Annotated in this window: 24 protein-coding genes; 15 read left to right on the forward strand and 9 right to left on the reverse strand. The window is 70.4% G+C overall.

Annotated elements, in window-relative coordinates:
• Positions 1 to 52 precede the first annotated feature (52 nt).
• From JAP66_RS32945 to JAP66_RS17910, 7 genes are all read right to left on the reverse strand, one after another.
• On the reverse strand, positions 53 to 1,297 hold the full coding sequence (locus JAP66_RS32945) for a cytochrome P450 (protein ID WP_307849607.1): 1,245 nt from the start codon (positions 1,295 to 1,297) through the stop codon (positions 53 to 55).
• Positions 1,294 to 2,541 carry a cytochrome P450 gene (locus JAP66_RS17885; protein WP_199432890.1) on the reverse strand — a complete coding sequence of 416 codons (1,248 nt, stop codon included), beginning with the start codon at positions 2,539 to 2,541 and terminating at the stop codon, positions 1,294 to 1,296. The genes JAP66_RS32945 and JAP66_RS17885 overlap by 4 nt, the downstream gene beginning before the upstream one ends.
• Positions 2,542 to 2,587: 46 nt before the next feature.
• A complete protein-coding gene (locus JAP66_RS17890; RefSeq protein ID WP_199432891.1) occupies positions 2,588 to 3,619 on the reverse strand; it encodes an ABC transporter substrate-binding protein in 1,032 nt (343 codons plus the stop codon).
• Positions 3,603 to 4,520, reverse strand: coding sequence for an MBL fold metallo-hydrolase (locus tag JAP66_RS17895; protein WP_199432892.1), 918 nt, complete (start codon positions 4,518 to 4,520; stop codon positions 3,603 to 3,605). The genes JAP66_RS17890 and JAP66_RS17895 overlap by 17 nt, the downstream gene beginning before the upstream one ends.
• Positions 4,520 to 6,286, reverse strand: coding sequence for an ABC transporter permease (locus JAP66_RS17900; RefSeq protein ID WP_199432893.1), 1,767 nt, complete (start codon positions 6,284 to 6,286; stop codon positions 4,520 to 4,522). The genes JAP66_RS17895 and JAP66_RS17900 overlap by 1 nt, the downstream gene beginning before the upstream one ends.
• Positions 6,283 to 7,425, reverse strand: a complete 1,143-nt coding sequence (locus JAP66_RS17905; protein ID WP_199432894.1) for an ABC transporter ATP-binding protein — start codon at positions 7,423 to 7,425, stop codon at positions 6,283 to 6,285. Before JAP66_RS17905 ends, JAP66_RS17900 begins: the two co-directional genes overlap by 4 nt.
• 145 nt (positions 7,426 to 7,570) lie before the next feature.
• Positions 7,571 to 8,563, reverse strand: a complete 993-nt coding sequence (locus JAP66_RS17910) for a PaaX family transcriptional regulator (RefSeq protein WP_199432895.1) — start codon at positions 8,561 to 8,563, stop codon at positions 7,571 to 7,573.
• Positions 8,564 to 8,781: 218 nt separating this feature from the next.
• On the opposite strand from JAP66_RS17910, the gene JAP66_RS17915 reads away from it, so the two are divergent.
• From JAP66_RS17915 to JAP66_RS17935, 5 genes are all read left to right on the forward strand, one after another.
• The gene (locus JAP66_RS17915; protein WP_199432896.1) at positions 8,782 to 10,017 is read left to right on the forward strand and encodes a CaiB/BaiF CoA transferase family protein; all 1,236 of its coding nucleotides are present in this window, start codon (positions 8,782 to 8,784) and stop codon (positions 10,015 to 10,017) included.
• A gap of 48 nt (positions 10,018 to 10,065) precedes the next feature.
• Positions 10,066 to 11,190: a 2-hydroxyacyl-CoA dehydratase family protein gene (locus tag JAP66_RS17920; RefSeq protein ID WP_199432897.1), complete on the forward strand. Its 1,125-nt coding sequence runs from the start codon at positions 10,066 to 10,068 to the stop codon at positions 11,188 to 11,190.
• The gene (locus tag JAP66_RS17925) at positions 11,187 to 12,443 is read left to right on the forward strand and encodes a 2-hydroxyacyl-CoA dehydratase family protein (protein ID WP_199432898.1); all 1,257 of its coding nucleotides are present in this window, start codon (positions 11,187 to 11,189) and stop codon (positions 12,441 to 12,443) included. The genes JAP66_RS17920 and JAP66_RS17925 overlap by 4 nt, the downstream gene beginning before the upstream one ends.
• Positions 12,444 to 12,526: 83 nt before the next feature.
• On the forward strand, positions 12,527 to 14,050 hold the full coding sequence (gene lnt, locus JAP66_RS17930) for an apolipoprotein N-acyltransferase (protein WP_210770294.1): 1,524 nt from the start codon (positions 12,527 to 12,529) through the stop codon (positions 14,048 to 14,050).
• A 10-nt stretch (positions 14,051 to 14,060) separates the two neighbouring features.
• Positions 14,061 to 14,735: a formylglycine-generating enzyme family protein gene (locus JAP66_RS17935; RefSeq protein ID WP_199432899.1), complete on the forward strand. Its 675-nt coding sequence runs from the start codon at positions 14,061 to 14,063 to the stop codon at positions 14,733 to 14,735.
• A gap of 37 nt (positions 14,736 to 14,772) precedes the next feature.
• Here JAP66_RS17935 and JAP66_RS17940 read toward each other — a convergent pair whose 3' ends face one another.
• Entirely contained in the window at positions 14,773 to 15,132 is a 360-nt protein-coding gene (locus tag JAP66_RS17940) for a hypothetical protein (RefSeq protein WP_199432900.1), read from the reverse strand.
• Between the two features lie 297 nt (positions 15,133 to 15,429).
• Here JAP66_RS17940 and JAP66_RS17945 point away from each other — a divergent pair, with 297 nt between their 5' ends.
• The 7 genes from JAP66_RS17945 (at position 15,430) to JAP66_RS17975 (ending at position 18,667) form a co-directional block, all read left to right on the forward strand.
• Entirely contained in the window at positions 15,430 to 15,912 is a 483-nt protein-coding gene (locus tag JAP66_RS17945) for a bifunctional nuclease family protein (RefSeq protein ID WP_210770295.1), read from the forward strand.
• 88 nt (positions 15,913 to 16,000) lie between these two features.
• Positions 16,001 to 16,267 (forward strand): hypothetical protein, encoded by a 267-nt coding sequence (locus tag JAP66_RS17950; protein WP_199432901.1) that lies wholly within the window; start codon positions 16,001 to 16,003, stop codon positions 16,265 to 16,267.
• Between the two features lie 11 nt (positions 16,268 to 16,278).
• Positions 16,279 to 16,626, forward strand: coding sequence for a CPBP family intramembrane glutamic endopeptidase (locus JAP66_RS17955; protein ID WP_199432902.1), 348 nt, complete (start codon positions 16,279 to 16,281; stop codon positions 16,624 to 16,626).
• A gap of 102 nt (positions 16,627 to 16,728) precedes the next feature.
• Positions 16,729 to 17,292 (forward strand): AMIN-like domain-containing (lipo)protein, encoded by a 564-nt coding sequence (locus tag JAP66_RS17960; RefSeq protein ID WP_210770296.1) that lies wholly within the window; start codon positions 16,729 to 16,731, stop codon positions 17,290 to 17,292.
• 128 nt (positions 17,293 to 17,420) lie between these two features.
• A complete protein-coding gene (locus tag JAP66_RS17965; RefSeq protein ID WP_199432904.1) occupies positions 17,421 to 17,636 on the forward strand; it encodes a hypothetical protein in 216 nt (71 codons plus the stop codon).
• A gap of 99 nt (positions 17,637 to 17,735) precedes the next feature.
• Positions 17,736 to 18,242, forward strand: coding sequence for a hypothetical protein (locus tag JAP66_RS17970; RefSeq protein ID WP_199432905.1), 507 nt, complete (start codon positions 17,736 to 17,738; stop codon positions 18,240 to 18,242).
• Between the two features lie 47 nt (positions 18,243 to 18,289).
• Positions 18,290 to 18,667, forward strand: a complete 378-nt coding sequence (locus tag JAP66_RS17975) for a hypothetical protein (RefSeq protein WP_199432906.1) — start codon at positions 18,290 to 18,292, stop codon at positions 18,665 to 18,667.
• A 79-nt stretch (positions 18,668 to 18,746) separates the two neighbouring features.
• Here JAP66_RS17975 and JAP66_RS17980 read toward each other — a convergent pair whose 3' ends face one another.
• Positions 18,747 to 19,685, reverse strand: coding sequence for an RNA polymerase sigma-70 factor (locus JAP66_RS17980; protein ID WP_199432907.1), 939 nt, complete (start codon positions 19,683 to 19,685; stop codon positions 18,747 to 18,749).
• 189 nt (positions 19,686 to 19,874) lie between these two features.
• Here JAP66_RS17980 and JAP66_RS17985 point away from each other — a divergent pair, with 189 nt between their 5' ends.
• From JAP66_RS17985 to JAP66_RS17995, 3 genes are all read left to right on the forward strand, one after another.
• Positions 19,875 to 20,360 (forward strand): carboxymuconolactone decarboxylase family protein, encoded by a 486-nt coding sequence (locus tag JAP66_RS17985; RefSeq protein ID WP_199432908.1) that lies wholly within the window; start codon positions 19,875 to 19,877, stop codon positions 20,358 to 20,360.
• A gap of 71 nt (positions 20,361 to 20,431) precedes the next feature.
• Entirely contained in the window at positions 20,432 to 20,794 is a 363-nt protein-coding gene (locus JAP66_RS17990; RefSeq protein WP_199432909.1) for a hypothetical protein, read from the forward strand.
• 127 nt (positions 20,795 to 20,921) lie between these two features.
• Entirely contained in the window at positions 20,922 to 23,495 is a 2,574-nt protein-coding gene (locus JAP66_RS17995; protein ID WP_199432910.1) for an alkaline phosphatase D family protein, read from the forward strand.
• Positions 23,496 to 23,742 lie beyond the last annotated feature (247 nt).

A 23,742-nucleotide genomic window follows, 5' to 3' on the forward strand; every position in this document is an offset into this window, starting at 1 on the left:
TACCGTGACGTAACAGGAGGTTAGGGCCGGGACTCGTGAGTGCGCACACGAGTTAGAACTCGTGTGCGCACTCACGAGCCGGGTGGGCCTCGGTGGCGGCGCGGCGCAGCGTCAGCGGAACGGACACCGCGCCGACCTCCGGCATGCGCGCGCCCTCGATCTCGCCGGCGAGCTCGAAATGCCGGGTGCGCGTGAGCAGGGTGCGCAGCGCGACGCGGATTCCCAGGCGGGCCAGCGGCATTCCCGCGCAGCGGTGCCGTCCCCGGCCGAAGGCGAGGTGTTCCCGGATGTTGGACCGCCCCAGCCGGAAGGTGCCGGGCTCGTCGAACACGGTCTCGTCCCGGTTCGCGGAGGCATAGGACAACGTCACCGGCTCGCCCGGGCGGATGGTGCGGCCGTGCAGGACCTGTTCGTGCGACACGGTTCGCGCGAACCCGCGATACGGGGTGTAGAGCCGCAGGAACTCCTCGACCGCGTCCGGAAGGAGCGCCGGGTCTGACCTGAGTCGCCGCTGCAACGCGGGGTCGGCGGACAGATGTGCGCAGATGGAACCCAGCAGGATCGGCGGCGCGACCATGCCCACCACCAGTGACTGCCGCAGGGCGCCCACGATCTGCTCGCGGTCGAGGGGCGCACCGTCGTGCCGCTCGGCGAGCAACGAGCTGGCCGGGTCCTGGCCCACCGGCAACGGCTCGCGTTCGCGGGCGGCCACGAGGTCACGGGCGATCCGGTACATGTGCTCGCTGTGCTCGTTGACCGCCGCGTGATCCTCCTCGCGCCACGCGTTCACCCAGCGGGTCGCGCGGTCGGCGAGGACGGGGGCGATGTCCGGGGCCAGGTTCAGCCATTCCACCGTCACCCAGGCGGGAAACCGGGCGCCGTACTCCTGCGCCACGTCGCCGCCGCCCCTGGCCAGCATCGGCTCCAGCTCACGCGCCGCGTGAGCGCCGAGCCTGCCTTCGAGACCGGCGACCCGTTGCCGCTGGAGGGTCCGGTCGAGAGCTCGCCGGTACGGCGTGTGCCTGGGGGCGTCGAAGTTCAGCGGAGGTCGGCGCAGCCCTCTCGGATCACTCGGTACGACGGCACGTACCGACGAGATGAACGTCTGCGCGTCGCTCGCCGCGGCCCTGACGTCGGCGTAGCGGCTCAGTGCCCAGTGACCGCCGTAGGCACTGCTGTAGGCGACCGGGCAGCGTTCTCGCAGCCGGGCGTACATGGCGTAGACGTCCTCGGGCGCCTGGCTGCGCGCCGGGTCGAAGTCGTCTCCGGGCGACGGTCGCGGACCCGGCCCGGTCACGGCACCTCCCCGCCCGTCGCGGCGGCGGGGACGAACCGCATCGGGACCGAGTTCGTTCCCCACTCCGCCCATTTGGCCATGGTGATCGGCCCGCTGACCTCGAAGTCACTGGTCCGTGCCAGCGCCTCCTCCAGCGTCATCACCATCATCATGCGAGCCAGCGGCGCACCGGGGCAGCTGTGCACGCCCGCGCCGAACGAGATGTGCTCGTTGAGGTTCGGGCGGTCGAAGACGAACTTCTCGCCGTCCGGGAAGATCCGCTCGTCCCGGTTGGCCGAGGTATAGACCAGTGCGATGGGTTCTCCCGCCTTGATCAGCCGCCCGCCGAACACGACGTCCTCCCTCGCCGTGCGCGCCATGCCCCGGTAAGGGCCGTACAGGCGGAGGAACTCCTCCACCGCGGCGGGGATCCGGGCCGGGTCCGCCCGCAACGCCGTGGCCAGCTCCCGGTCCTCGCTGAGATGGACGAACATGTTGCCGATGAACACGCTCGGCGCGACCATCCCGGTGACGAGAAGCTGCCTCACACAGCCGAGGACCATGTCGGCAGGCAACGGCTCGCCGTCGTGTGTCGCGTGTATCAGTGCCGTCGTGAGGTCGTCCTCCGGGGCCATCGGGGAGGAACGGCGTTCGTCGATGACCGCCTGCGCGATCTCGTACAACCGCCCGCTGAGCCGCTTCACCGTGGCGTCGTCGACAGCGACGATCGCGGCGACGTAGGACGCGCTGATCTCCTTGATCAGGGCCGCCAGTTCGCGGGGGAGGTTGAAGAACTCGGCGAAGACCATCGCCGGGAACTTCTGCGCGTAGTCCACCGAGATGTCCCCGGAACCCGCGTCGATGAGCGGGCTGAGCTGCTCGACGACGAGCTCTCGCACCCGCGGACCCAGCGCACGCATCTTGGTCGGGGTGAAGAACCTGTTGATGACGCGCCGGTACGAGGTGTGCTCCGGAGGGTCGAGGTGCAACGGTGGCCGCCTGCCGGTGAACGCGAACTTCGGCACCGTGTTCTGCACCGAGGTGGTGAACGTGCCGGAGTCGCGCAGCACCCGGTCGACGTCCTCGTACCGGAACAACGCCCAGAACCCGCCGTCGAAACCGGTGCTGTGCGCGACCGGGCACCGTTTCCGCATCTCCGCGTACAGTTCGTGCGCGCTGGTGAACGTCTCGGGAGCCTTGGGGTCGAAGTCGTCGGTCAGGTCCCGCTTCGCGGTCACCCGGTCGTCGGTCAACTCAGGATCCATCGTCGGCAACTCCTCTGCGGCCGTGTCGGGAAGGCGTGCTCGGCGCTCAGGGGGACCCGAGCAGCCGCTTGATCTCCTGGGCCTGCTCGTCGGAAACCGTTTCGGGAACCGCGAACCCTTCGGGCAGGCCCGCGCCGTACGGCGAGCCGGCGCCGGAGGACTCGGCCAGCAGCGTGCTGCCCTCCTCCGAGAGCAGGAAGTGTGCGAAGAGCTTGGCGGCGTTGGGGTTCTGGGCATCGGCGGTCAGGCCGAGCGCGATCTCGGGCCCGGTCGTGGGGCCGGGGATCGTGGTCTCGACCGGCGCGTTGGACTGCTGGAGATTGCGCACGATCGCCTCCACACCAGGGTGGCCGAGCACGTCCTCGCCCGCGGCGACCGCCTGGGTACCGGGAACCGCACTGTTCTGCCAGGTCGGGTCGTTCGCGGCCACCCCGCGGAGGAAGTCGTCGCCGTAGGTCTCGCGCATCAGCTGCCAGAAGGCGAGGTTCGCCGGTGACGTGGCCGGATCCGCCACCGAGATCCGCCCCTTGTACCGCGGGTCGGCGTAGTCCTCCCAGGAGGTCGGTGGCTCGGCGACCTCGTCGGTGTTGTACACCGCGCTGGTCGGGACGAGGCTGACGACCGGGACGTTCGCGTCGTCCTTCACGTACTTGTCCGGATAGTCGCCCGGGTAGTCCGGGATGCCCGCCGAGGACATCGGGACCAGCCACTCGCTGGCCAGCGCGTCGGGGTAGAACTCGGAGTAGGTCAGCAGGATCGCGTCGCTGGCGGGTGCTCCGGCGTCGGCCTCGGAGGAGAATCGCTGCGACAGATCGGACGACACCAGGCGCACCGGCTCGACCTCGACGCCGTACAGCTCGGTGAACTCCTTGCCGAGCGTGCGCAGCACGGCCTCGTCCGGGACACCGTAGAGGGTCAGCCGGCCCTCCTCCTGGGCGGCGGTCACGAGTTCGCGCAGAGCCGGATCGGTCACCTCGGCGCTTCCCGTGCCCGCGGATCCGGATCCGCACGCGCTCAACGTGACAGCGAGCACGGCGCAGGCGGCTATCGGGACGACGCGCTCAGTGATGGTTCTCATGGGGTTCCTCCACCTCGTTGTGGGTGTTGACGTTGTGGGTGTTGACGCTGTGGGTGTCGATGTGCATCAGGTCGTGTCCGAGCAGGACCCGGCCTCCGAACCGCTCCTGTACCGGTTCCAGCCACCGCCGCGGCTCCACGCCGGTCGCGGGGACGAAATGGGTCATCACCAGCGTCCCGACTCCCGCGGCGGCCGCGACGGCGCCGAGCTCGTAAACGCTGGTGTGTGAGGTGAGCAGGTGACGTTCCAGATCGGCCCACCTGGTGTTGGACGCGGCGGGACGGATGAAGTCAGGGTGCAGAACCTCGTGGATCAGCAGTTCGGCTCCGTGCGCGAGTTCGACCAGCGAACGGCACGGGGCGGTGTCTCCCGACACGACGATCGACGAGCCGCGGGCCGTGCCGGTGAAGCGGTACCCGAGCGCGTGCACCGGCGGATGTGACACGGGCACGGCCGTCACGGTCAGCGGGCCGGTCTCGACCCTGGACGCACCGGAGTCACCGGAGTCACCGAGTGTTCGTACCCGTACCAGCTCGCGCAGGTCGACCCGGCCCTCGTCGGCGACGCGGGTGGTGATGTCGTACTCGTGGGCGGCGAGGATCCGCTCGACGACGCGGTCGAGCGGTGGCGGTCCGTACACGGTGAGCGGGCGGCTTCCGCCGCTGACCCAGTAGCCCATGAGGACGTTGCCCAGCGCGACATTGTGGTCGCAGTGATGGTGGGTGATGAAGACGGCGTCGAGATCGGCCAGGCTGCGCCCGGAACGGACGATCTGCTGCACCACGCCCTCGCCCGCGTCCACCAGGACGGTGTGGCCGGTCTGCTCGATCAGCTGCCCGGGTCCGCACCGGTCTGCGAGCAGACGTGGCCCGCCCTTCGTTCCCAGCAGCACCGCCCGCATCACACACCGCCCACGCTGGCGGAGACGCCCAGCCGCGAGGAGCGCCGGGTGTAGGCGAGCACGGCGGCCAGCACCAGGCCGGTCACCAGGACCAGGACCGTGGACAGCGACGCGAGCAGCGCGTACGAACCACTCGTGAAGACCTCGAGGATGCGGAAGCCGACCACCGGGTTCCCCGTGCCTGCCAGGATCGCCGAAGCCGTCAGATCGCCGACCATGCGGATGAACAGCAGCGCCCATCCCGCGACCAGGCCCGGCGTCATCAGGGGCAGGTAGACCTTGCGGAACGTGCGGAACGGTCTCGCGCCGGACACCGCCGACGCCTCGGGCAGTTCGCCGCCCACACCGCTGACGGCGGCGTCGGCCGCCACCGAAGCCTGTGGCAGGTACAGCGCGAGGTAGCCGATGAACAGGATCGCCAGCGTGCCGGAGAGCAGGAAAGGCGGGCCGCCGAACAGCAGCAGGATGCCCACCGCGATCACCATGTTCGACACGGCGGCGGGCAGCTTGATCCCCGCGTCCACCGCGCCGGAGAGCAGGCCGCGCCTGCGCGCGACGTACAGGGCGACCGCCGCGGCCCCGAGGATGCCGACGAGCCCGCCGACGACGCCGAGCCCCAGGCTGTTGGCCAGCGCCTCGCGGGTGACGGGGTCGTCGAGGACCGCGTCGCGCAGCGCGGTCAGGCTGAGCTCGCCCCACGCGATGTCCGGCGTCCAGAAACCGTTGAGCGAGACCAGCGCGAGCGCCACCATCGGCAGCACGGTCGAAACGAGCACGTAGCCGAGCACCAGCGCGCGCATCGGCCACTTCCAGGCACCCAGGTCGATGCGCCGGGCAGCGCCGCCCTTGCCGGAGGCCACCGCATGTCTGCCGCGCCGGAGAATGCGGAACTGGAGCCAGTAGGCGAGGCCGACGAACGCGACCACGAACCCGCTCAGCCCGACCGCGACCTCGGTGTCCGGCGGATAGGTGAAGGTGAGGAGCTCGACGATGCGCACCGAGAGGACCTCGATCCCGGCGGGGGTGCCGACGATCGCGGGCAGCGAGAACATCCCGGCGCCGAACCAGATGCTGAGCAGCACACCGGCTCCCAGGCTCGGCGCCACCACGGGCAGGGTCACCCGCCGCAGGGTGCGGAGCATGCCCGCTCCGCTGAGCCGGGACGCCTCCTCGAGCGAGGAGTCCAGATTGCGGAAGCCGGCCGCGGCGTTCATGAACACGAACGGCACGGCGTAGAAGGCGTACACCATGATCAGGCCGTACCAGCTGTGAATGTCGAACGGGCCGTCCTCGACGGAGATGCCCACGACCGAAAGGGCTCCCCGGATCCAGTCGTTCAGCAGTCCGGCGCGAGGCGACAGCAGCATCACCCAGCCGACGGCACCCGCGACCGGTGGCAGCAGGAACGGCAGCAGTGGCAGCGAGTCGGTGAGCAGCCCCATCCGCGCGTTGGTCCGCTCGTTGAGCCACGCCAGCCCCACCCCGACGACCAACGCGATCGCGCTGCTGGCGACCACGACGATGACGGTGTTGAGCAGCAGTTCGGCAAGTCCGGGCGCCGCAAGCGTGCGCCGGATCGGGCGCGTGGTGAGCTCGCCGTCCACCCAGAACATGCCGACGAGCATCCGAAGCAGCGGCACCATGACGATGGCGATCAGTACCAGGCCGATCACCAGGCTGGTCGCCTCGAATGGCCGGGGCGTCCGGGAGCGCAGGCGCCTGCCCGCCCTGCCGAGCGGTGAGCGGGCCTGCGCCGGGGCGGTCATGCGTCCTCCGCGGGCAGCACCAGCATGTCGACATCGGACACCTCGACCCAGACATCGCTGCCGGAGCCGAGCACGTCGGCACCGGGCACCAGCACGTGCACATCGCGGCCGTCCACGTGCACGACCTGCTCGGTGTGCGTGCCCACGAACAGGGAGGCCTTGAGCTCGCCGCGCAGGCGGTTCGCCGCGACAGGGTCCGAAGTGGAGACCGTGGCGCTCTCCGGGCGCCACATGGCGGCCACCCTGTCGCCCACCGCGACCGATTCGGCGCCGATCCGCCCCGTCAGCTCGCCGAGCACGGTGTCCACCACCGCCGTTTCCGCCTTGATCGCGGTGACGCGGCCGAACACCTCGTTCATCGTTCCGATGAACTTCGCGACATACCGGCTGGCCGGCTTCGTGTAGACATCGAGCGGCGACGCGAGTTGCGCCACCCGGCCCTCCTGGAGGACGGCGATCCTGCTGCCGAGCTGCATGGCTTCGGACTGGTCGTGCGTCACGAAGATCGCCGCGAAGCCCAGCTCCCGCTGCAGTGCGAGGAGCTCGATGCGCAGCTGCTCGCGGACCTTGGCGTCCACATTGGAGAGCGGCTCGTCGAACAGGACCAGCGAGTCGTTGCTGACCAGCGCGCGCGCCAGCGCGACCCGTTGCTGCTGGCCACCGCTCATCTGCGCGGCGTACTGCTGTTCCAGCTCCGGGATCCCCACCAGCTCGAGTGCCTCGCGGACCCGGCTCGCGATCGTGGGCTTGTGCTTCCTGCCGGACCTGCGACTCTCCAGGGGGTAGGAGACGTTGCGGAACGCGGTCATGTGCGGCCACAGCGCGTACGACTGGAAGACCATGCTGATGCCCCGCCGCTCCGGCGGCACGTTGATGTCCCGTCTCGCGCAGAACTGCACCCGGTCGCCGAAACTGATCGTTCCCTGGTCCGGCGTCTCCAGCCCCGCGATCGATCGCAGCAGGGTCGTCTTGCCGCAGCCACTCGGCCCGAGTAGGACGACGAAGTCACCGGCGTGCACCTCGAACGAGACGTCGTCGATCGCATGGACGGTCGAGCCGTCCCTGCGACGAAAGCGCTTGGCGAGGTGCTCGACCCGCACGACCGGGTCCGGCGTCTTTCTCGTGGACTGGACGTCCATGTCCGGTCCCTCCTTGAGCGTTGGCGGCAAGAGCAACGCGAGTGGATGTGGCACCGACACTATCGCCGAACGGATGTCGGTCGTCAACAATTTGACGCCTATCGGGTTGGATCGAGACGCACCCTCGGCCGCCAGGGCTGGCCCCTCAGGATGACGCGCGTTCAGCCTCGGTGAGCCTGCGGGCCTCGGTCGCACGTTCGAACGGGGTGTCGCCCTGGGGCCGTTCGGCGAGGGTGTGCAGCAGTTCGGTCACGCTGTCCAGGTCGTGCCGGGACACGAGTTCGGCCAGCTCGGGGGCGGTCCGCCCAAGTACCTCCCGGAACCTCAGCTCGGCAAGGGGACCGAGCCGGTCGTAGATCCGGATGAAGGCACGCTGCGCACGTTCGCGTGCCCATGCCGCGGGCAGCAGCTCGGCGGGCAGGTTCGGGTCGAGGTCCTGGAACTCGCGCCATTCGGCCCCGAGTTCGGTGCGGGTGCGCAGCGCCTCCGCGGGGCCGATCCGGCCCGCGTCGACCTGTTCGAGCAGCGGCTCGTAGTGGTCGGCGAAACGCCGGTACCTCCGGGCGAGGGAGTGCAGGTCGAACGCCTCACCCGGGCCGCTCGCCTCCGGGTTGTGCCACACGGCGGTGGAGCGCAGCACGGTCGCGGTCGTGACTCCGAGCTCGCGTAACGTCTCCGCGGCGGCCTCGGACCTGTCGTGCGGCGTGACCCAGACGCCGTCGTAGAGCGCGGCGAAGCCCAGCAGGCGCAGCCGTGCCCGCAGCGCCGTGCGCAGGGCGCGTTCCTGTTCCGGTACCGAGAACGCGACCACGGTCCACATTCCGTCCCACTGCGGCGTCGACGTGCCGAAGGTCAGCATGCGGTACGCGTGCTCGACGATCACGGCCACGGTCCGGGGCGGGATGCCGTAGGCCGTCGTCCGGCCGTTGCGTTCGACTGTGAGCAGGCCCCTGGCGGCGAGCCTGCGCATCGCGGTCCTGGCGCCCGCGGAGGTGATCCCGAACTCGCCGAGCAGGTCGACCAGCGCCGCGGACGGGATGTGCTCCTCGCGCCAGTACCAGAAGTCGCCGAGCAACGACGTGAGAATCTGCTGGGGCTTCGCGCCGTTGGAGCGGCGATGCGACGGGGTCGGTGTCATGCGTTGCCGTGGCCTTCGTCGGTGGCGGTCTCGGAGCTACCGGAGGCGCCGGTTCGGATACTGCCTGTCGTACGACGCACACGGTACCGCCACTTCAGCAGTTCCTCGCCGTACGCCATGGTTGAAATAGTAGTCAAATGATGTAACGATCGTCTTCGTTATGACGCCGATGCTGTCGAGTGAGTGTCGGACGCCGGTATGCCCGCCGAGGGGAGCCCATGACCGACCAGCCGCTCGCAGGTCGTACCGTGATCGACCTGACGACCGCCCTCGCCGGGCCGTACGCGACGCTGCTGCTCGCCGGCCTCGGTGCCACGGTGATCAAGGTGGAGAATCCGGCCGGCGGGGATCCGGCGCGCGGCAACGCTCCCTATCTGGGCCGTGCGGGTCTCCGCCTCGCCAGGGAGGAAGACACGGACCTTTCGGTGTCGATCCTGGCCCGGGGGCGGAACAAGCTCGGCGTGACGCTGGACCTGAAACACCCGCGAGCCGAGGGTGTGTTCGCGGATCTCGTCCGCGACGCAGACATCGTCGTCGAGAACTACAGCCCTGGCGTGACCCAGCGGCTGGGCATCGACTATCCGGCCGTGCGCGAGCTGAATCCGCGGATCGTCTACACCTCGATCAGTGGGTTCGGCGCGGAGGGCGGACCGGGGTCGGGCAAGGCGATGGACACGATCATCCAGGCGCTCAGCGGCATCATGATGACCGCGGGCGAGCCCGGCGACGGCCCCGTGCGCTCCGGGTTGCCGATCGGTGACCTCCTCGCTCCACTGTTCGCCGTGATCGGCACGGTCTCCGCGCTGTTGCAGGCCGACCGCACCGGCGAAGGTCAGCACGTCGACGTCTCCATGCTCGGCGCGCTGACCTCTTTCGTGGCGTGCGAGCCGTTCGAAGCGCTGGACGCGGTGGGCATCCCGCAGCGCACCGGGCAGACCGTTCCGCGCCTGGCCCCGTTCGGGGTGCTGGCCGCTGCGGACGGGCATGTCGCGCTCTGCGCCCCTGTCGACGCCTTCGCCCACGGGGTGCTCCGCGCGATGGGCCGCGACGACCTGATCGACGACGAGCGGTTCCGCACCCGCGACCGGCGAGTCCGTCACGCCGACGAGCTGCACGAGCTGATCGGGTGTTGGTGCGCGGAAAGACAGGTCGCGGAGGTGCTCGATGCGCTGACCGGGCAGGGAGTGCCCGCCGCGCCCGTTCGCACACCGCGCGATGCCGTCGGTGATCCGCTGGTTCGCCGGCGCGAGGAGGTGGTCCCCCTGTTGCATCCCGAGTACGGCCTTGTCGACGGGCTGTCCGCGACCGGGGTGCCCATCCGGTTCTCCGCCGCGCGAGCCGGCCTCGACCGGCCCGCACCACGCCTCGGTGAGCACAACGACCACGTGTACGGCGGCCTGCTCGGCTACAGCGCCGAGCGGATCGCCACGCTGGCCGCGAACTCCGTGATCTGACCGGGCTGACCAGAAGACCGAGCCGACCAGACGACCGGGAGGACGAACATGCCCGCCGCGCTCGCGCAGCTGCTCGACCACGCCGCCGACCGGACGTCGGCCGCGCGCCGCTGGTCGGCCGCGGGCCGCGCGGTGGCCGGATACGTCGGTGCGGACGTTCCGGTCGAGCTGCTGACGGCGGCTGGGATGCTGCCGGTGCGACTGGCCGGAACACCCGGCGCGGACGCGGCGCTCGGCGACCGGTACCTGGGGACCGGGGTGGACCCGGTGGCACGGTCGGTGCTGAGCACGTTGCTCGAAGGTGGCTACGGCCACCTGGACGCGCTGATCGTGTCGAGTGACTGTGAGGCATCGAGGCGGCTGTTCTATGCCGTCCGGGAGCTGCGGCGGCTGGAGCCGGAGCAGGCGCTGCCGCCCGCCTACCTGGTGGACGTGCTCCATCTGCCGCACCGCACCACCACCGGGTACGTCCTCGCGAAGGTCGCGCAGCTGAGGGCGTGGATCGCTGAGCTGGCCGGGCAGCCGATCCGCGACGCGGACCTGGCCGCCGCGATCGCCGCGCACGATCGGCTACGCGGGCTGCTGAGCCGGTTTTCGGAACTGCGCCGCCGTGAGCCTGCCCGCCTCTCCGGTGTGCAGGCGCTCGGCGTCGTCGCCGCGACGACCGTGCTGCCGGTGCCGCGGGCGATCGAACTGCTGGAGCGGTTGCTCGACGAGGCCGGCCGGTTGCCCGTGGCCACGGGCGACCGCGTGTTCGTCACCGGCAGCAGTCACGACGGTCCGGACGTGTACGCGGCGCTGGAGAGGGCCGGGTTGCTCGTCGTCGGTGAGGATCACGACTGGGGCGATCTGCTGTTCCACCGACCCGTCGGCGGAACCACCGAACTCGCCCTCGCGGAGCGTTACCAGCACAACGGCCCCACCGGTCCGCGTGCCTCGATCCGGCGGCGTGCCGCGCACACGGCTTCGTCCGCCGCGGCATCCAGGGCGGAGATCCTGCTGAGCTACTGCCGGGTGCAGGATCCCGGCCCGCCGTGGGACTTCCCGCGGCAGCGCGCCGAAGCCGGGCTTCCGGCGGTGCTGCTGGAACGGCAACCGTACGGCGTCGTCGATGTCGATGCGCTCCGCCTCGCCCTCGGCGAGGCGACGGCACAGCGAGACATCGCCCGATGAGCACCAGGCTGGCAGCCACCGACGCGGCGAGGAGCCACCAGCGGCAGTGGTTCGCCGATCTCCGCGCCGAAGTGGCCCGGGGAACGCCGCTGGCCGTCGTCAACGCGGACGCGCCGCAGGAGATCCTCCGCACGATGGGCATTCCGTATGTGGTCAACCAGTGGTGGGCCTCGATCGTCGCGGCCAAGCGCCGCACCACCGCCCACCTGGAGCTGCTGCGCGCACGCGGGTATCCCGACTACACCGAGCAGTACAGCTCGACCGCGCTGGCGTCGGCCTTCGATCCCGACCCCGAGTCCGCCCCCTGGGGCGGGCTTCCCAGACCGTCGATCGTGCTCGCCGAGACCACCGGTGACTCCTCCCGGAAGGTCTTCGACGTGTGGGAGGAGCTCCCCGGCACCACGTTCTACGCGCTGGAGAGCGGGGCGGCCTGCGAGGCCCCGCCGAACTGGTGGGAGCTGATGCCCGAGCACTGGGAGGAGGCGATCGGCAGCGACCGGCTGGACCTCATGGTCGGCGAGCTGACCGGGCTGATCCGGTTTCTGGAGATGCACACCGGCCGCGCCTTCTCCGAGTCGCGGTTCCGTGAGGTCATGAGCCTGGTCAACGAGCAGGCGGAGTGGAACCGGCGTTCGCGGGACCTCATCGCCACCACCAGGCCGTGTCCGGTCGACGTGATGGCCAACGTGCCCGGCGTCATGCTCCCGCAGTGGCACCGCGGAACAGCCTGGGCACGCGACGCCGCCCGGGCCTTCCACGACGAGGTCGCCGAGCGGGCGGCGACCGGCGCGGCCGTGTGTCCGGACGAGCGGGCCCGGCTCATGTGGGTAGGCCGTGGGCTCTGGTTCGACATGGGTTTCTACCAGCGTTTCCAGCGCGAGTACGGCGCGGTGTTCGTATGGTCGATGTATCTCGGGATCGCGGCGGACGGCTACCAGCGCTACGGCGATGACCCGCTGCGCGCCCTCGCCGCGCGTTTCGCCGCGTTCTCCGACCAGCTCTACACGCCCCCCTGGTCCTCGGAGTGGTACGTCAAGGAAGCCCGCCTGCACGGCATCGACGGCGCCGTGCAGCTGGTCTCCGACGACGCACGCGGCAGCCACTTCACGACCCGGGCACTGGAACGGGCGGGCATTCCGGTGCTGGAGCTGCACGCCGACAACGTCGACCCGCGAACCACGGACGAGAGCACCCTGAGCGGCGCCGTCGCCGACTGGCTCGAACGCCGCGTACTGCCGTCGGGCCACCGCTGACCCGCCGTGCCGTGTCCGCGTTCCGTGCACGCGTGTCCGCGTTCCGTGAGCGCTTCAGCGGGCCGGGTGGGTAGCGTGCCGGCATGTCCGGAGCCGTGCGTGCGCGCCGATGGGCGATGCGCGGGCTCGCGGCGACGTCCGGGGGCGTGCTGGCGATGGCCTTTCCTGCCGCGGACGTGTGGTGGCTTGGCTGGACCGGGCTCGTCCCGCTGGTCCTGCTGTGCGCGTGCGCGGGCTCCCACCGTGAGGCCACCTGGCGGAGCTCGTCGACGGCGGCGGGCTTCTTCCTGACGTTCTTTCACTGGCTGCTTCCGTACACGGGAATCCTCGCGCTCCTGGTGGCCCTCGTCGCCGGTGTGGTGTGGGTGCCGTTCGGCCTGGCGACGCACCGGTTGCTGCGGCAACCGTCCGCGGCGCGCGTGGCCCTGGCGGTGCTCGTGCTGCCGTCGGTGTGGGTCACGGTCGAGGTGCTGCGCTCCTGGGCACCTCTCGGCGGCACCTGGGGCGTCCTCGGCACGAGCCAATGGCAGGTGCGGCCGGTGCTGGCGGTCGCCTCGCTCGGCGGTGTGTGGTTGCTCAGCTTCGTGCTGGTCGCCGTCAACGTCGGTATCGCCACCGTGGTCCTGCCCGGCGCCGGCCGTGCCGCCCGGCTCTGCGGGGGCGGCCTCGCCGTCGTCGCCGTCGCCCTGATGTTCGGCTACGGGCTGCTCCGCCCGGAACCGGCGGCGACGAACAGTGTCCGCGTGCTCGGGGTGCAGCCGGGGGTCGTCCATGACGTCGACGAACGCTTCGCCGCGCATCTGGACCTGACCCGCGGCGCCGAAGGTGCCGGTCAGGACGTCGTGGTGTGGGGGCAGAGCAGCATGCAGTTCGACCCCGCGCGGCGGCCCGGCGCGGTGGCCCGGCTGCGGGAGGTGGCCGAGGCCGTGGGCAGCGACGTGCTGGTGAACGTCGACGCCCGGGCACCGGACGGCCGGGTCCGGAAGACGACCCGGCAGTACGGCGCCGACGGGTTGTCGGGGACGTACGTCAAGCAGCGGCTGGTGCCGTTCGGTGAGTACGTGCCGATGCGCCCGCTGCTCGGCGAGCTGCTCCGGGGAACCGAGATCGCCGACGAGGACCGCGTACCCGGCGACCGGCTGGTGCTGCTGTGGGTCGGCGGTGTACGGGCGGGGCCGCTGATCTCCTACGAGTCGATCTTTCCTGACCTGCGCCGGGAGCTGGTCCGCCTCGGCGCCGACGTGACCGTGGTGCAGGGTTCGCTCACGTCGTTCCACGGCAGCTGGGCGCAGCCGCAGCAGGCGAGTGTCGAGGCGATCCGGGCGGTGGAGTCCGGCCGTTCCGCCGTGCTGGTGCAGCAGAGTGGCACGTCGGCGGCGTTCGACGCCCGGGGCAGGCGGTTGGCCTGGATGCCGCCGGACGAGCGCGGGACCTTCGTCGTCGACGTGCCGGTGTACGAGGGGACCACTCCCTACGTTCGCTGGGGCGACTGGGTTCCCGTCGCCGCGGGCTCGATCACCGCGGCGGGCATCGTGCTGGTGGCCGCACGCGGACTGCTCCGCGGCCGGCGATTCACGGCTCGGTCGCCGTGCTCGGGGCCGGTATGATCGTTCGTCCATGGACGTGGGCGCGGGGAGCGGGATGATCGCCGTCCCGCCCGGGCGGGTGACGCTGGCGGACCGGCGGACCCGGCGCAGCTGGCCGGTCGATCTCGCGCCGTACCGGCTCGCCGCCGTTCCGGTCACCCAGGCGTTGTACGCGCAGGTCACGGGCACTCGGCCGAGCGCGGCGCACGACGATCGGTCGCCCGTCGAAAGCGTCTCCTGGTGGGACGCGGTCCGCTTCTGCAACGCCCTGTCCCGGCGCGAGGGGCTGGTGCCCGCATATCGCTTGCGGGCCGGCGCCGAGGACGTCGAGTGGGAGGTGTCCGCCGACGGATACCGGCTACCGACCGAGGCCGAGTGGGAGCACGCCTGCCGTGCCGGTACGACCGGCGCGCGGCACGGGCCGCTCGACGAGATCGCGTGGCACCGCGGCAACTCGCACGAGCGGATGCACGACGTGGGCGGCAGGCAGCCCAACGCATGGGGCCTGTACGACATGCTGGGCAACGTCTGGGAGTGGTGCTGGGACAGCTTCGATGCCGAGGACCACCCGGACTATCGGGTGCTGCGCGGTGGCGGGTGGTTCGACGAGCACTGGAGCTGCCGTGCATCGGTGCGCCGCCGCAGCCACCCGACCTTCCGGGTCGACGACGTCGGATTCCGCGTCGCGCTTTCCGTCGCACGCTGAGGTCCGGCGGCGCTGGCCGTCTACAACGGACATGCCGTCACTGCCGCAGTGCCCGGTTGAGCAGGTCGCCGCCGCGGTCGAGGCAGTCCACGCAGATGACCGAGCCGAGCTGGCGACACCGCATGCGCCTCAGCGAGCGGCGCACGCCGAGAAACGAGTGCCGCTGACCGCGGCCACAGAACTCGCACACCGTCTCGGCCGACGACTGCACGCGCACCAGGTCGGTACCGCCGTGGCTGACGCGCTCCTCGCCGTCACCGACCAGATACAGGCCCGCCTGAACGCACTCCATGCAGATCGGGCCGAGGGGCCCGGGCAGCCGGTGCTGGCCGGGGGCGGGTGGACGGCCGCAGAACCTGCAGCGAGCGGTGTGCCGGCTCGCCGCCCCGTTCGTCATCGTGTCTCCTCGCTGTGCGGCTCGTGGGTCCGTTCCCGGCCAGGACCGGGTACGGTTTCCCGCGGCGGCGTGGCCCAAACACAACAGCACATTCCGGCCCTGTCGGCAATGAAGCGAGGGCAGAATCAGCGTATCTTCGTGGGCAGTCCGGCAACGGCTGGCGCAGCGGCCGTCACGGCGTCGTTCGGGCCGACGTTGACGCTCAGCGGCGGCTGGGTACCCAGGGCAGCAGCAGAGTCCGACCAGGCGAGAGCGCGGGTGAGTGTCGTGATTCCGGTCGATGTCCAAGGAGTCGCCATGTTGCCTGACGACTCGGCGCCGGTGGTGCTACTCCGGGAGAGTTACGGTGAACGCCGATGGCTCGCGATCGCCGTCGGCGCCCCCGAGGCGACGGCGATGATGGAGGCGGCGCAGCGTGTCGAGAACGTACGGCCGAGCACGATCGAGCTGATCGGCCAGGTGCTCCACACGCTGGGCAGTGCGGTGACCGGTGTCGAGGTGACCGGTCTACACGAGGGCACCTTCGTGGCTGACCTGGTGCTCGAAGGCGGTACCCGCGTCTCGGCGCGGCCCAGTGACGCGATCGCCATCGCCGTGCGGGCCGACGCGCCCGTCGAGGTCGAGGAGGCCGTGCTCGACGAGGCGGCGGTGGAGATCGACGTGGTCGACACCAGCGACCCGGCCGCGGCGATGGAAACCCGGGAACGGGAAGCGGAGATCGCGGACTTCCGGGCCGCGCTGGAGGAAGCCGACCCGGAGGACTTCGGCGACCAGCGCTAGCCGCTCGTGAGTGCCTACGCGAGTTCTAACTCGTGTCGCCACTCACGAGCGCCCGCCTTCGAGGTGAGCCGGTGTGATGAGGAGTGCCGTGGACCAGGTGGACCAATCAGCCCGGAACCGGCGCCGGACCGCGCTGGTGTTGTCGGCGATAAACGTTGCACTGACCGCGGTCATCCTGTTCTGGATGTGGCCCGATCCCGCTCGTTTCGCCAGGGAGACGCTGGGATTCACCGACGGCGTGCTCGACATCCCTCTCGCCTGGCTTCTGGCCGCGCTGACGGCGGTCGGCTACACCTTCTACACCTTGGCGGCGGTTCCGTTCGTCAACGGCACAAGTTCGAGCTGTCCCCGCTGAAGGCGATCGCCGTGTGCACGGCGATCGTCGGTGGGATCGTGGAGGAGGTTGTCTTCCGGCAGAAGCTGATGGACCTGCTCCCCTCCTGGGGAACGCATGTCGTCTGGCAGGTCCTGCTCTCGGCCGTGGTTTTCGGGGTGGCGCACGCCGCGTGGGTCTTGCTGCGCGGTGAGCTGGCGATCGTGCTGCCGGTCGTCGTGTCCACCGCGGTACTGGGCGCCCTGCTCGCGATCACGTACGTCGTGGGGGACCGCAACGTCCTGCCGGCCATCGTCGCGCACGTCGGCATCAACCTGGTGATCGAGCCCTGGCTGATCCTGGCGGGTGTGTCGGGCCAGTGGAAGGACCGGACGACTTGATGCGCGGCAGGTGTTTGGGTGGCACTCGTCACGGGCACGCGATGACGGGTGTAAGGGATCTCGGAGCCAGGGCCGAAGGCCCAGGACCGAATCGGAGTCAGGATGCGATCTCGGGACCTCGACCGGCGACGCGGTCGGCGCCGTCCCGGTCGGAGCCTGGTAGCCGTCGGGGCGGCAACGGTGGTCACGCTCGCGTCGTGCGGCGACGGAGGCGGCCAGACCGCGCCCGGTGACGAGCGCCCCACGGAGAACGGCTCGCCGACCGCGACCACCACACCGCCCGGGGACGCGGAGGGGACCACGACGCCGGGCGGTACGGCGCCCCGGCAGGACGGTGAGCCGGCGCCGCCCATCGGTGCCGCCAAGGAGTCGGGCCAGGGTACGACCCAGCGAACCGCTCGGCTGGCCGACGTCCGGGTGGGCCGGCACGCGACCTTCGACCGAGCTGTCTTCGAGTTCCGCGGCGGCCGGCCGGCCTACGAGGTCAGCTACGACCAGCTGGACGAACCCGGGTCGGGTAGACGCGTCGAGATCCCCGGCGACCAGTCTCTCGAGATCATCTTCCGCAACGGCCAGACCCTCCGCTCCTACGACGGTCGGACGACGCTGCGGCCGGACCTGCCCGCGATCGCCGCGGTGAAGTTCGCGGCGGCTTCGAGGCGGTGACCAAGTGGGGGATCGGAGCGGCGACGCGCCTCGGGTTCCGTGTCCAGGAACTTTCCGATCCTCCGCGACTCGCCGTTGACGTCGCGCATCCCCGTGCCTTCGCCGGGTTCGGGCGCGAATGCAGGGACGTGAACATCGACCCACTGCACCACGCCGGCTCGATCCGGGCCAAGGACACTGGCTGCCAGGTTGCCCGCGACATCGCCACCGCCGCGGTGAAGGAGGGCGGGCCGGAGCCCGGCCAGGTGCACGGCTTCTCCTGCCGCTCCGAGCGTGCCGGAGCGTCGGCTCTCCGCTATCTGTGTGACAAGGACGGGGCGGTCGTGACGTTCCTGCTCGGCTGATGTGCGTCGCGGGCACGAGGCGGCACAGAGCAGCCCGCATCCGCACGTGCGGAAATGGTGCTTGCGGAGCCTGCGCTGGACAACGAATAATCGCTCGACGTGGTGCGCACGGCCGACCTTGAGAACGCTGCCGAACTCGCCTTGACGGCCTTCTGCTGGTGGCGCGCCGATATCCCGCAGGACGTATGCGAGGCCTACTGGCGCGACGTACACGGGATCATGTTCGCCCGCGCTCCGGGCCTTTGGCAGTACCGGCAGCTGCGCCTTGCGGCCAACCGTCCCGATCTCTGGCCTGCAGTCCAGGGCGTCTCTTTCGATGCGCCGGAGGTGGCTCAGCCTCAGGGCATGCCGCACGGGCTCTTCCTGTCCGAGGCCGACCTGGTCGCGTTCGGCAGGAATCCGCTCCCGAGGGAGACCATTCCCGACGACGCACACAACTTCATCGGCCGCATCGGTGCCCAGCTGTCGGCTCCCGGCAGCGGCCGCACGTTCGTCGACCTCGTCGACGACCCGTCATGCAGGGCCCTCCGCCGGTGCCGACCTTCGTACTCTGCTTCGTTCCGAGAGCGGGAGCCGCGTCGGCGGAGGCGTTCCATCGCTACCTGACCGAGCAGCTCGCACGTCCGTGGAGCGAGTATCCGGGTGTCCTGCGTTTGCGGGTCGAGCCGCTTCCTCCCTACGACCAGTCGGTGATGGCCTCGCCTGGTGTGCCGCACCAATGGCCCAGCGACGAGACCTACCTTGGCTGGATCGAGCTGGCGGTGCGCAACGAGGGCGTGATCGGCGATCTCCTGGAGGGCGCGGCCGCCGACGAGCTTGCCCAGCAGGTCAGGGCCGTCCACACCTACCCGGTCCGCGAGGTCTACACGATCATCTCCGCTGGGCGGCCGACCGAGGTCGGGCTGCGCGGCTATCCGGCGGTGCAGACGATCATCGCCGCAGGCGCCGACGCTCAGCGCAGTGAGGCCGTCCTGGACCTTGTCTTCGGCGATGCTGTGCGCGGGCTGGATCAACTCGGGCGGCGAAGCTGAACTGACGCGCGGATTCTCGGCGTGCCTGGGCAGCGGTCCGCCATCGATCGCGCCCGGCTGAGCCGAGAGGCTGCGGGACTCAGCGACGCAGGGCGGTCTCCTTCTCCATATGTGACAGCTTCTCGGGATTGCGCACGGCGTAGAGCCCGGTAACTAGACCGTCGTCGATGCGCACCGCCAGGACGGTGTCGATCTCGCCATCGAGCTGGAGAATCAGCGCCGGGTAGCCGTTGACCTGTGCTGGCCGCAGCGACTCCGCGGTGATCCTGCCCAGCCCGGCGGCCAGCAGGCGGGCCACCTTGTCTGCCCCCACGATGGGGCGCGGCACGGCCTGCTTGACTCCGCCACCGTCACCCAGCAGGACGACATCGGGCGCAAGGATGTCGAGCAGGCCCTGCAGATCGCCGGTCGCGGCCGCCCGCTGGAACGCGTCCAGGGCGTCCCGGGCCTCGGCCGCGGAAACCACCCCGCGTGGTCGGCGGGCGGCGACATGTGCCCGTGCCCGGTGGGCGATCTGGCGGACCGCGGCCGGGGTCTTGTCGACGGCCTCCGCGATCTCGTCGTAGGCCAGAGCGAACACCTCGCGCAGCACGAACACCGCTCGCTCGGTCGGCGCGAGTGTCTCCAGCACCAGCAGCATCGCCATCGAGACGCTGTCGGCAAGCTCGACGTCCTCGGCCACGTCGGGCGTGGTGAGCAGCGGCTCGGGCAGCCAGGAGCCGACGTAGGACTCCTTGCGGCGGCCGAGCGCTCGCAGCCTGCCGAGTGCCTGGCGGGTGGTGATCCGGACCAGGTACGCACGCTGATTCTGCACGGTGCCGAGATCGACGCCCACCCACCGCAACCAGGTCTCCTGCAGGACGTCCTCCGCGTCGGCTGCCGAGCCGAGCATCTCGTAGGCGACGGTGAACAGCAGGTTGCGGTGGGTGAGGAACGCCTCGGTGGCGGTATCAGAGCAGTCGTCCTGGCCCTCGTCCCCGCCGCGGTCGTCGGGCGCGGTCCGCGATGTGCCGGCCATGGGTACCTCGCTTCACTCTCGGCTGCGCTGCAACTCTGCCACCCACCAGACACCGGACCGCGCCGTTGTGTGACACCGGGACGCCTGCAATCCGTGTTGTGGCTCACATCACCGATGACGCTGTCACACGGATCGGGTCGCCGGTGTCTGGTGTTCGTCCAGTGCAACACCACGAGTGAGGACGAAGTCATGGATGCCCGATTCAACATGTTCGACAACGAGATCGCCGCGAAGTTCGGCAAGCGGTTCGCCAACGCCGGCCTGGTGATCGCCCAGTCGCCGCTGCCGAGGTCCACGCAGGAGCTGGTGGCGCTGCGCGCCAGCCAGATCAACGGCTGCGGTTGGTGCATCGACATGCACACCAAGGAGGCCGCGGCCGCCGGTGAAACCGCGGTGCGGCTCAACCTGGTCGCCGCCTGGCGCGAGTCCACCGTGTTCACCGAGGCCGAGCAGGCCGCGCTGGCGCTCGCCGAGGAGGGCACCCGGCTGGCCGACGCCCACGATGGCGTGTCCGACGAGACCTGGGCCCGGGTGCGCAAGCACTACGACGACGACCAGATCGCCGCATTGGTCTCCGCGGTCGCCCTGATCAACGCGGCCAACCGGCTCGCCGTGATCGTGCACCAGCAGGGAGGCTCCTACGAGCCCGGCATGTTCGACGCCGCGTTCAGCTGATCGACAGCCGAATCCCGGGCCTGGAATGATCGCGGAACCTCGAACGGGCCGACGACCTCGGAGCGGGTGGGATGACTGTCGACGAGCTGTTCGCTCGCAGGCCCCTGACCTGGGGTCTGCGAGGGGATCCCCGGGTGTGGGAGGCGATGCGGGAGCGGCTGCGCGGCAAGGAGATGCCGCCCGGCTTCTTCGCCGCTCGCGACCTCTTGGAGAGAACCTTCGCCGAGATCGTGGGAGTCGGCCTGGACGGGATCGTGGAGCGGGACGACACGGTGTACCGGAAGGAGCTGGCCACCGGGTCGGGTATGAGCGACGGGTATGTCTCGCTGCACTTCTGGAAGTTCACCGGGCTGCCGATCCTGATGGACCGTTGGGCCGCGACCATCGGCGGCGGTGACGGCGAACGCTCCGGGGATCACCTCGGGAGTGCCTGAGAGCCGGGGAGACGTCGCAACGCCGCGCCGAGGTTTCACTCCACAGTGGCCTGGGCGACACCTGCGCGATGCCTGACGAGGGCAGGGTCCTCCGCCGACGGACCCGAACGCCCGGCAGGAGGATTCGATGTCTGAACGTCACCGCGGAAGGCAGTTCGATCGCAGGCGGTTCCTGGAGATCAGCGGTGTGAGCACCACCGCGCTCCTGCTCGGCACCGGCGCGGTGCACAGCGGCACCGCACACGCGTTTCCTCCCGCGCTAGGCAACCCGTTCACGCTGGGCGTCGCCTCCGGCGATCCGCTGCCGGACGGTGTGGTGCTGTGGACCCGGCTGGCTCCCGACCCGCTGGCGGCGGACGGCCACGGCGGCATGCCGCAGGAGTCCTTCGGGGTGCGGTATCAGGTGGCCGAGGACGAGCGGTTCACGCGCGTGGTGCGCCGCGGCGCCGCTGAGGCCACCCCGGAGCTGGGGCACAGCGTGCACCCCGAGATCACGGGGCTGCAGCCGGGCCGGGAGTACTTCTACCGGTTCCTCGCGGGCAACGAGGTGAGCCCGGTCGGCCGTACGAGAACGGCGCCCGCACCCGGCGCCCCGGTGGACAAGGTGACGTTCGGACTCGCATCGTGCCAGGCGTGGATCGGCGGCCGGTACGCGGCGTACCGGACGATGGCCACCGACGACCTCGACTTCGTCGTCCACGTCGGCGACTACGTCTACGAGGGCGCGGCCACCCGGACGCTCGCCGACTTCCGGATCCTGCACGCCAGGTACAAGACCTCCCCGGACCTCCGTGCGGCTCACGCGGCATTTCCCTTCATCACGACCTTCGACGACCACGAGGTCGACAACAACTGGGCCGGGGACGTCCCGCAGGACTCGACACCGGATTTCGTCGAGCTACGGGCGAATGCCTTCCACGCCTACTACGAGCACCTGCCACTTCGCGTCGCTGCCCGGCCCACGGGCGCGGACATGACCCTGCACCGGTCGCTGACCTTCGGCGACCTGCTCTCGCTGACGTTGCTCGACACCCGGCAGCACCGCACCGACCAGGCCGACGGCCGCTTCATCGCCCCCCGCGATCCCGATGCGCTCGACCCGGCGCGGACGATGACAGGAGCCGAGCAGGAGCGCTGGTTGTTCGACATCCTCGCCGGTTCCAAGGCACGGTGGAACGCCATCGCGCAGCAGACGATCATGGCGTTCTACGACTACGACACAGGTGATGGCGTGAGCATCAACCATGACCAATGGGACGGCTATGCCGCCGCCCGCGAACGCCTGTTCACCTTCATCGCCGGTCGTCGACCGTCCAATGTGGTCGTACTGTCCGGCGACTGGCACTCGTCGTGGGTCAACGACCTCAAGGCCGACTTCGCCGATCCGTCCTCGGAAACGCTGGCGACCGAGTTCGTCGGCACGTCGATCAGCTCCGGTTGCGGTTGGCGCGACAGCGTGGCCGCGGCGCTCGGAGCGAACCCGCATGTGAAGTTCTTCGACGGCGACCACCGTGGCTACACCCGCTGCACGGTGACGCCCGATCGGTGGCGAACGGACATCCGGGTCGTCAACGACCCGGCCGGCTCCACCGCGCCCGCGTTCACCCTGGCGTCCTTCGTCGTCGCCGACGGCGCGGCCGGGGCGCGCCGGGTGGACGGCGCGGGCGACGGCATCGCGGGGCGGGTCACCGACGGCACTGACGAGGCGCCGCTGGCGAACGTCGTCGTCCAGGCGCGCACAAGCGATGGAACCGTCATCAGCGCCAGTACCACTGACGCCGACGGCGGGTACCGGCTACTCGTTACCGCCGGTACCTACGACATCACCGCCACGGCGGGCTGCTACCAGACCGCCGGCAGCACTGTCGCACTGGCCGAGGGACGACTGGAGCGGGTGGACCTCGCGCTGCCGCGCGTCACCGGAGCTCTGGCCGGGACGGGCAAACGGCTTGCCGGCGCCCTCGTCGAGGCGCGCGAGGCGGACATCGTCATCGAGAACGCGGAGCTGGCGATGGCGATCGCGGTCGTGAGCGAGGACGGACAGCTGCTCGGCACCACGCGAGGGAAGGTGCTGGACATGGCCCGGCGCGGGCAGACCGACCAGCTGGACTGGATCAACGTGGCTTACGCCTCGGCCGTACGGCCCACCGGCACCGAGGCTTGGCAGCAGGTCAGCGTTCGTCACGAACGCGTCGACGTGGCCGAGGCGGGCACGCGGCGTGCGGTGGTCCGGGCGACCGGCGCGTCCACCGACTTCCCGGCACTGACGGTGACGACGACGTACACGCTGTTGCCGGGCACCTCCTGGGTGGTCGCCGAGTCGGTGTTCCGCAACACCGGCGACAGCCCGGTCTCGGCATGGGTCGGTGACGCGATCGATCACGACGGTGGGGGACAGCGCAGTGGTGTCCCCGGGCACGGCACCATCACCACGCCCTACGGCAGCCCTCACGAGTACGCGCCGGCCGAGCCGTGGATCGGCATGACCGGAAGCAGCCCGCAGACCTACGGACTCATCTACGACACGAACCCACCGGGACTGCTGACCGCGGCGACGGGCAACTGGGTGATGAGCATGCTGCCGGTGGAGATCGCGCCAGACACCGAGCTCAACCTCACCCGCCGGATCGTCGCGGTGGGCAACGGCGGCGCCGCCGACCCGTTCGCCGTACTGTCCCGGCTGTACCACTCGGCAGGCTGAGCTCGAGCACCGTCGCGGCTACTCGCCAGGACGTAGCGGCCGTGATCGAGGAGCTGGACGTCCGGCCGTTCCTGGGTGCGGCGAAGCTGCTCCACGACGGCGCGCTCGTCGCCGAACGGTACGCCGCGTTCGGTGAGTTCATCGAAACAGCGCCCGGCATCGTGTGCGTGTCCCGAGCGGGTACCGCGCCGCTTGTACTCGGCTCTACCAAGAGCCGATGGCTCTATCGGCCGATCGGGTTATCCGA

The sequence above is a fragment of the Qaidamihabitans albus genome, from assembly GCF_016464705.1.
In the GTDB taxonomy this organism is placed as follows: Bacteria; Actinomycetota; Actinomycetes; order Mycobacteriales; family Pseudonocardiaceae; genus Qaidamihabitans; species Qaidamihabitans albus.